Origin of the sequence: Sedimentibacter sp., assembly GCF_033447055.1 — a bacterium.
Taxonomy (GTDB): Bacteria; Bacillota; Clostridia; order Tissierellales; family Sedimentibacteraceae; genus Sedimentibacter.
The window spans coordinates 1-8,327 of record NZ_JAWQJF010000112.1 but is presented as its reverse complement, the minus strand read 5'-3'; the positions used below and the strand labels follow the sequence as shown (position 1 = coordinate 8,327).

Below are 8,327 nucleotides of genomic sequence, written 5' to 3'. Positions count from 1 at the left end.
TGGCGACGATTATCCTTGAACTATATTTTTGCGATTTTCTAGGTTCATATATACCTAATTTTTTTGACCTTGTTTTTCATAAGCTACTTTACACTATCAATTATTTGATTTAATTATAACTTAGATATATTTCCACGTCAAATATTATAATGAAGCATCAGTAATACTGAAAAACACTCTGAAAAACGGGGTTAGGGCATACACAAAAACATCCAACAAATATTCGTTGGATGTTTTTATGGTTTGGAAGAAGATAAAAAAAGTATTATCTAATGTAGTTATTAACATAATCATCAATTTTATTCATACTTTTTAAAAATTCAGCATCATTATTTGCAATTTTTAAAAATTTTAAATATATTAATTTTTAATAATAATTTTAATATTGCTATAAAAATTTGCACATTTGTGGATAAATCTGTTGACAAGTACCAAAAAAGGCTTAAAATTTGTGTATAACTCCTCTTAACAATTTAGGAAAACTGTGCATAACTTAAAGAAATCGTGGTGAATATAATGTGGAATGATAAAAATTATCATACTTTGGATTTTGAACTTAAAAAAAATTTTGGTGAAAAAACTATAAAATTGTCAATCGATGGCGGCTTTACATGTCCAAACAGAGACGGAACAATTGGAAATAAAGGATGTATTTTCTGCAGTGAAAGAGGATCTGGTGATTTTACTTCTGACAGAACCAAATCTATATCACAACAAATTTTAGAACAAAAGCAAATAATGTCAAAAAAATGGAAAAGCAATACATACATAGCATACTTCCAGAATTACACAAACACATATGACTCTGTTGAAAACCTGAGGAAAAAATTTTATGAATCACTTAACTGTGAACATATATGCGGCCTTGCAATAGCTACAAGACCTGACTGCATTAATGAAGAAATAGCAGATTTATTATCTGAATTAAACACAAAAACATTTCTATGGGTTGAATTAGGTTTACAAACAATCAATGAAAAAACTGCTAATCTAATTAGGAGAGGATATAAATTAAATCAGTTTAATAATTGTATTGAGCTGTTAAAGAAAAAAAATATAAGAACAGTTGTACATTTAATTGTAGGGCTTCCAGGTGAATCTAAGGAACAAATGATTGATACAGCAACATATGTTTCTAAATTAAATGTATGGGGCGTAAAAATTCACATGCTTCACATTTTAAAAAATACTGATTTAGCTGAATATTACAATAATAACCCATTTAAAATATTGTCACAAGAGGAATATATAGAAATCGTATGCGATATTTTGGAAGTTTTAAAAGAAAACATAGTTATCCACAGACTGACAGGAGATGGAAAAAAATCCGATTTAATTGAGCCACTTTGGACATTAAATAAACTGAAAGTATTATCCGATATTGATAAAGAATTAAAAACAAGGGAAAGTTATCAAGGAAAAAATTCACCATTGTAATTTTAATGTAATACTATACAGGCCTTTTTTATAATATAATGAATAATAAGGGAATACTATGGTTTTTATGGTATTTTTAGTTTTTATAAATTAATTATTATAAATGGGTGAAAAGATGAAATGAAAAAAATATTGTTAATAATTTCAATTATAATATTAGCACTTGCAGCTTCAACAAATGCATATGCGTCCAGCTTTCCTGACATAGGCAAAGATACATATTTGGAGAAATCTGCCGGTTTGTTGTCAAGCTATGGTATTGTTGATGGATATCCTGATGGTACTTTTAAGCCTGATCAGGCTGTCACTCGTGCTGAAATGGCTAAAATAGTAATAATTGCAGCAGGATATAATGAATATTCCAAAAACATGACTTCAGTTTATGAAGATATGCACGGGCATTGGGCAGAAAGCTACGTAGAACTTGCCAATGTGCTGAACATAGTCAATGGAATTTCACCAACTACATATGGCCCTGATAATTTAATTAAATTCGAAGAAGCGTACACCATGATAATAAGACTTTTGGGGTACAACGATGAATCGTTACCTGGTCCATGGCCGCCAAATTACTTTGAAAAAGCAAACGAACTAAACTTATTCAAAAATATTGACACTTCAAGCGAATTCGCAACTCGCGGAGATATTTCAATAATGTTATATAATGCTTTGGATTGCAATTTAGTTAAAATAGGGTATAACAATGCAATATATAATACAAATAAAACATTGATGTCCCTTCTTGGCAGTAAAGAAACAAAAGAAATTACATTGAATGATCTTAAAATTGAAAATTTTGACTTTACAGATTATTTATTTAACAAATGGGATGTATATTACAACATTGATGGCAATGCTGTTTATGCTGATAATCCAAGATACAATGAATTTAAAGGAACTGTTACCAGCCTTCTTACAAATAGAGTAATATTTGTTACAGATGATTATGGCAATGTCAGAGCTTTTCAGCTACCTGAAATTCCTATAGTAATTAACGGCGAAAAAGGAACCTTTAATAACCTTGGTGACAGCCTTATAAAAGTGGTATATGAAGACAATTCCTTCAATGGTGATGTTATAGGCATAATAGCATATAAAGCAACTGATGTTAAAGTAATAGAAAGAGACGATTTATATAAACTAGAAAGCAAAGTTTTTGCTGGCAAAAATCTGCCAACTACTTGCAACTATGAGCTCAACTTCAATAAGCTTCACATATATGGAGATGCATCATCTTTAGAAGAAATAAAAGAAAATGATGTTGTTTACTTTTATGAAACAAAGGAATCCAACATAGTTACAGCTCTTACATTACTTGTTTTCAAGTCACAAATAACCGGCATTGCAACTGATGTTCAAACCGTAAATAACATTACTTACTATACTGTTAATAACATTAGATACAAAACAGGGGAAAACTTTATATTTACAGAAAAAGCATCTATAAATGATAAAGTAAATTTGATACTTGATAAAAATAACAACATTATAAAACTTAATATACTGGATTACGGGAAATATCCTTCAACATTGGGAATTGTAATAAGTTCTGCAAATAGCACAAATGGATACTCAACAGCAAAGATACTTGACGAATATGGAGTACTTAAATCATATTTTCTGGCTGATAATTCAGGCGTTGTTAATGTAGTAGAATCAGGCTCTGATTTGCTGAAACAAACATCATTGAAAAAAAATGACATTGTAAAATTCGATCCTGTAACTAGCGGAACGCTTAAAATAATTGATTATGCACCAACTAAGTATATTGCAACAAACTTCAACAGTCAAAATAATACTTTGTCAAATGGAAACTGGATATCTCAAGATACATTTATTGTTTATGAAAAGGACGGTAAATATCAGTTACTAGAACCTAACCAATTAGATTCATATCTTGAAGGAAAAGCACTTATAGGTTTTAATGGATATGCGGAAGCCTTATACCTCAATAAAGGAATAAAAACAACAAGCTATGTAACGGTTACACCTGAAATTTCTCAAAGCTACAATGGTACTATTTATGGTATTATAAAAGGTGTTACAAAAATTGATGATACAACAAACCGTGTACAATTTTTCAATGACAGCAATGTGTTTTCAGTATCTAATTCTTCAGCAGCCGGCAAAAAAATTCCGTCAGTTTTAAATTCTTATGTAAAAGCAGTAGTTGTAAATGGAATTATAATCGACATAGACAAAGTTACACCAGAAACTGAGAGAATAAAAATTACGCAATTATATTCAAATCAAATGTTAATTGACGGCATCACCTACATGGAATATGCAACCGATACTATAGTATACAATTGTACAACGGATGACTCAGGCAACATCACAAGTTTTAAATTAGGTCTTAAATCCGATTTAAATTCAGGCTCTACAGCGCAGCTTTACGACTTGTACGGAAAATTTGACGGAATAATAGACGTAGTGCTTCTGTTTAATTAAAAAAAATAAATAGTGTTCATAATTTATGAACACTATTATTTATTTAAACTATTTTTGTTGTAAAATCTTCTATATTCCAAACGTCTGTAACAAAGCTTTCGTAAAAATATGGCTCATGGCTTACTAAAAGAATTGTTCCTTTAAATTCCCTCAATGCTTTCTCTAATTCGTCCTTAGCTTCCGGATCTAAATGATTTGTAGGTTCATCCAACACTAGAAAATTTAATTCTTTTAACAGGATTTTGCACAATCTCACCTTTGCATTTTCCCCACCTGACAAGACCTTCATCATGCTTGTTATATTATCATTCGTCAATCCACAGCGTGCCAGCTCTAATCTGACCTCATGATTAGTTAATGAAGGATACTTATTCCATACTTCATCGATTGCTGTATTAGTGTTATTTCTGGAATCTTCCTGCTCAAAATAACCGTATACTACATTTTCTCCAAAACTTACGCTCCCGCTGATAGATTGTATTATACCGAGCATTGTCTTTAATAGTGTCGATTTTCCAAGACCATTCACTCCTACAAGGGCAATCTTTTTATTTCTCTCCACTTGAAAGTTTAAAGGCTTAGTTAATGGTTGGTCATATCCTATAACTAAATCTTTGGCTTCTATCAAAAAGCGGCTGGGTGCTTTAGTTTCTTTGAATTTAAAAAATGGCTTTGGTTTATCTCTTGGCTTTTCTATAATATCCATTTTTTCAAGTTGCTTCATTCGACTGTTTGCCATTCCTCTTGTCGCTACTCTTGCCTTGTTTCTTGCTATGAAATCTTCCAGCTTTCCAATTTCCCTTTGCTGTTTTTCATATTCTCTTTCTTCCTTTTGTTTATTCAATTCATATATTCTGCTAAATTCCTCATAATTTCCTACATATCTTGTCAGTGAACAATTATCAACATGATAAATAATATTGCACACATTATTTATAAACGGTATATCATGTGAAATCAAAATAAATGAATTTTCATAGTTCTGAAGATAATTAGTTAACCACTGTATATGATTTTCATCCAAATAATTTGTAGGTTCATCGAGGAGCAATATTGTGGGATTTTGAAGTAAAAGTTTTGTTAAAAGAACTTTAGTTCTCTGTCCTCCACTAAGCTCATCAATCATTTTGTCAAGACCTATATCGGCAAGACCCAATCCATTTGCAACTTCTTCTATTTTTGAATCAATAATATAATATCCGCTACTATCTAAAATTGTTTGAATATCTGCGGCATCTTCCATCATTCTACTTACTTGTTCTTCGTCAGCAGTTCCCATATTTTCATATAGTTCTAGAAGCTCCTGCTCCATCTTAAACAAGACGTCGAATGCCAGCCGTAGATTTTCTCTTATCGTTGTACCTGATTTCAATGCTGAATGCTGGTCAAGATATCCAACTGTTACTCTCTTTGACCATTCAACTGTTCCTTCATCGGGCATAAGCTTTCCTATTATAATATTTAAAAATGTAGACTTTCCTTCACCGTTAGCTCCTATTAAAGCCACATGTTCGCCTTTTAAAAGTCTGAAAGACACATTGTTCAATATAGCACGTGCTCCGAAGCCATGGGTTACATTTCTTACATCTAATACACTCATACTATCTCCTTGCATATTTTCAAATTACAATCCATATCATAATAAATATTACAACGATTGTAAACATATTTTTCTAAAATACATCACAATTACGCAGAATTTTTTTACAACTCATTGATTTAATTAAATTGATTTGCTATAATTAAATGATAAGTAAATTATAGGAGGAAGCAAATTAATGAACGAAAAGTTAAGACCCGCATGGGTTGAAATTAACAAGGAAAAAGCTATTCATAATTTCTTAGAAGTGAGAAGAGCTGTAGGGCCAAACAAAAAAATATGTGCAGTTGTAAAAGCTGACAGCTATGGCCTTGGAAGTATTGAATTTTCTAAAATGTATATGCAAAACGGCGTTGACATGCTTGCTGTTGCGGTTATTGGAGAAGCCTTTGAACTTCGACAAGAAATTAAAGACAAAGATATATTAGTTCTAGGATATACAAATGAAGAATTTTATGAAGATGCAATTAATTCTAACATAACTCTTACAATTTATAACTTAGAACATGCTATAAAATTAAATGCTGCAGCAAAAAAATTAAACAAAGTCGCTAAAATTCACATAAAAGTAGAAACCGGAATGAACAGGCTTGGTTTTCTTCCGATTGAAGAAAATGCAGACAAAGTAGCTGAAATTTCTAAATTGGAAAATATTTTTATTCAAGGTGCTTTTTCTCATCATGCAAAGGCTGATGAAAAGGACAAAACAACTGCTCATATGCAAGCAGGCAGGTTTATCAGTTTTATGAAAATGCTTGAAGAAAGAAATGTTACAATTCCAATAAAACATATTGCAAACAGCGCTACAATAATTGAAATGCCTGAATATTATTTTGACATGGTACGTCCTGGAATAATTTTATATGGGTTCTATCCTTCAAATGAAGTAAGCAAAGATAATTATAATTTTAAAATTTGTGCAACATTAAAGGCAAGAGTTGCGAATGTAAAAACTTTAGAAGCAGGTGAAGGTATAGGTTACGGTCACTTGTTAAATACTTCTAAAACTACAGTTATTGGTACTATTCCTCTGGGATATGCCGACGGTTATTCAAGGCTTTTATCAAATAAGGGATACATAGTTGTTAAAGGAATAAAATGTCCTATAGTTGGAAAAGTATGTATGGATCAATTTATGGTAGATTTATCTGAAGTAGATAATCCTCAAATAGGTGATTTAGCAATTATATACGGTGATGGAACAGATGGTGCAATGACAGCTGAGGATGTGGCAAATATGAGGGGCACAATATCATATGAAGTACTTACAAACTTAGGCAAGAGGCTCCCAAGAATTTATATCTAGGAGGAATAGTATAATGAATTTTGATTTAGTTAAAAGCAATGATAATGAACTTTACAGTGCTATTATGGAGGAAAAAGAGAGACAAAATATTAACATTGAGCTTATCGCTTCAGAAAACTTTGTATCTGATACAGTTCTTCAAGCTATGGGTAGTCATTTAACAAACAAATACGCAGAAGGATATCCTGGAAAAAGATATTATGGCGGTTGCGAATATGTTGATAAAGTTGAAAACCTGGCAAGAGACAGAGCTAAACAAATATTTGGCGCAGATCATGCCAATGTTCAACCTCATTCCGGCTCAAATGCAAATTTTGGTGTTTATTTTTCAGTATTGAAACCCGGAGACAAAATACTGGGAATGGACTTATCACATGGAGGACATTTAACACATGGAAGTCCCGTGAACATGTCAGGTGCATATTTTGATGTTGTATTCTATGGAGTAAATAAAGAAACTGAAAAAATTGATTATGAACAGGTAAGAGAAATTGCAAAAATAGAAAGACCAAAACTCATAGTAGCAGGAGCCAGTGCGTATTCAAGATTTATTGACTTTAAAATTTTTAGGGAAATAGCTGATGAAGTAGGTGCTTATTTCATGGTTGATATGGCACACATTGCTGGTCTTGTTGCTGCAGGACTTCATCCTAATCCTGTAGAATATGCTGATTTTGTTACCACGACTACTCATAAAACACTAAGAGGCCCTCGTGGAGGCATGATACTTTGCAAAAACGAATTTGCCCAAAAAATCGATAAAGCAATATTCCCCGGAATTCAAGGTGGCCCGTTGATGCATGTTATTGCAGCAAAGGCAGTATGCTTCAAAGAAGCATTAGAAGATGACTTCAAAGTATATCAACAGCAAATTGTTAAAAATGCAAAAGCATTATCTATTGAACTAATGGAAAAAGGTTTTAGAATAGTATCAGGCGGGACAGACAATCATTTAATGCTTATTGACGTAAGAAACAAAGGATTAACCGGAAAAGAAGCTGAAAAAATGCTCGATGCAATTCACATCACTACCAATAAAAATACTATTCCTTTTGATCCTCAAAGTCCATTTGTAACAAGCGGTTTAAGAATTGGTACTCCTGCGGTCACTACAAAAGGAATGAAAGAAACTGAGATGATTGAACTTGCAAATATTATCAATGATTCGCTGAGCAAAAATCAAGATGAATCAATATTAAAAGAAAGAGTATTAAATTTAACATCAAAGTTTAATTAATAGTAATAGAAAGGATATATCCTAATATAATATATTAGGATATATCCTTTTTTTATTGAAAATAACATTGGATTTTCAAGTGTAATAATTAGAAACAATACGTGTTATTTGTACACTAATTGAAGATTTCTGTTCACCATATACGGAAAATTTGCTTGCAAAAAACCACTTTCAATGTTATAATTATAGAAATTTTATTATTAGCGAGGAGAAGAGTTATGAAGAAGTTATTATCTTTATTATTATGTTTGTTGATGGTACTTTCACTGTTTACAGGATGTTCTCAAAATAAAGAT

At 31.5% G+C, this 8,327-nt stretch carries 5 protein-coding genes; 4 read left to right on the top strand and 1 reads right to left on the bottom strand.

Features of this window, described 5'->3' with window-relative positions; translation table 11 throughout:
* Positions 1–516: 516 nt before the first annotated feature.
* Both SA378_RS07695 and SA378_RS07690 read left to right on the top strand, forming a co-directional pair.
* Positions 517–1,437 carry a TIGR01212 family radical SAM protein gene (locus SA378_RS07695; protein ID WP_318525405.1) on the top strand — a complete coding sequence of 307 codons (921 nt, stop codon included), beginning with the start codon at positions 517–519 and terminating at the stop codon, positions 1,435–1,437.
* 120 nt (positions 1,438–1,557) lie between these two features.
* Positions 1,558–3,888: an S-layer homology domain-containing protein gene (locus tag SA378_RS07690; protein WP_318525404.1), complete on the top strand. Its 2,331-nt coding sequence runs from the start codon at positions 1,558–1,560 to the stop codon at positions 3,886–3,888.
* Between the two features lie 43 nt (positions 3,889–3,931).
* Here the strand turns inward: SA378_RS07690 and SA378_RS07685 are convergent, their stop codons facing one another.
* The gene (locus SA378_RS07685) at positions 3,932–5,488 is read right to left on the bottom strand and encodes an ABC-F family ATP-binding cassette domain-containing protein (protein ID WP_318525403.1); all 1,557 of its coding nucleotides are present in this window, start codon (positions 5,486–5,488) and stop codon (positions 3,932–3,934) included.
* Positions 5,489–5,666: 178 nt separating this feature from the next.
* Here SA378_RS07685 and alr point away from each other — a divergent pair, with 178 nt between their 5' ends.
* The gene (alr, locus tag SA378_RS07680; protein WP_318525402.1) at positions 5,667–6,794 is read left to right on the top strand and encodes an alanine racemase; all 1,128 of its coding nucleotides are present in this window, start codon (positions 5,667–5,669) and stop codon (positions 6,792–6,794) included.
* Between the two features lie 10 nt (positions 6,795–6,804).
* Entirely contained in the window at positions 6,805–8,031 is a 1,227-nt protein-coding gene (glyA, locus tag SA378_RS07675) for a serine hydroxymethyltransferase (protein ID WP_412178683.1), read from the top strand.
* Positions 8,032–8,327 lie beyond the last annotated feature (296 nt).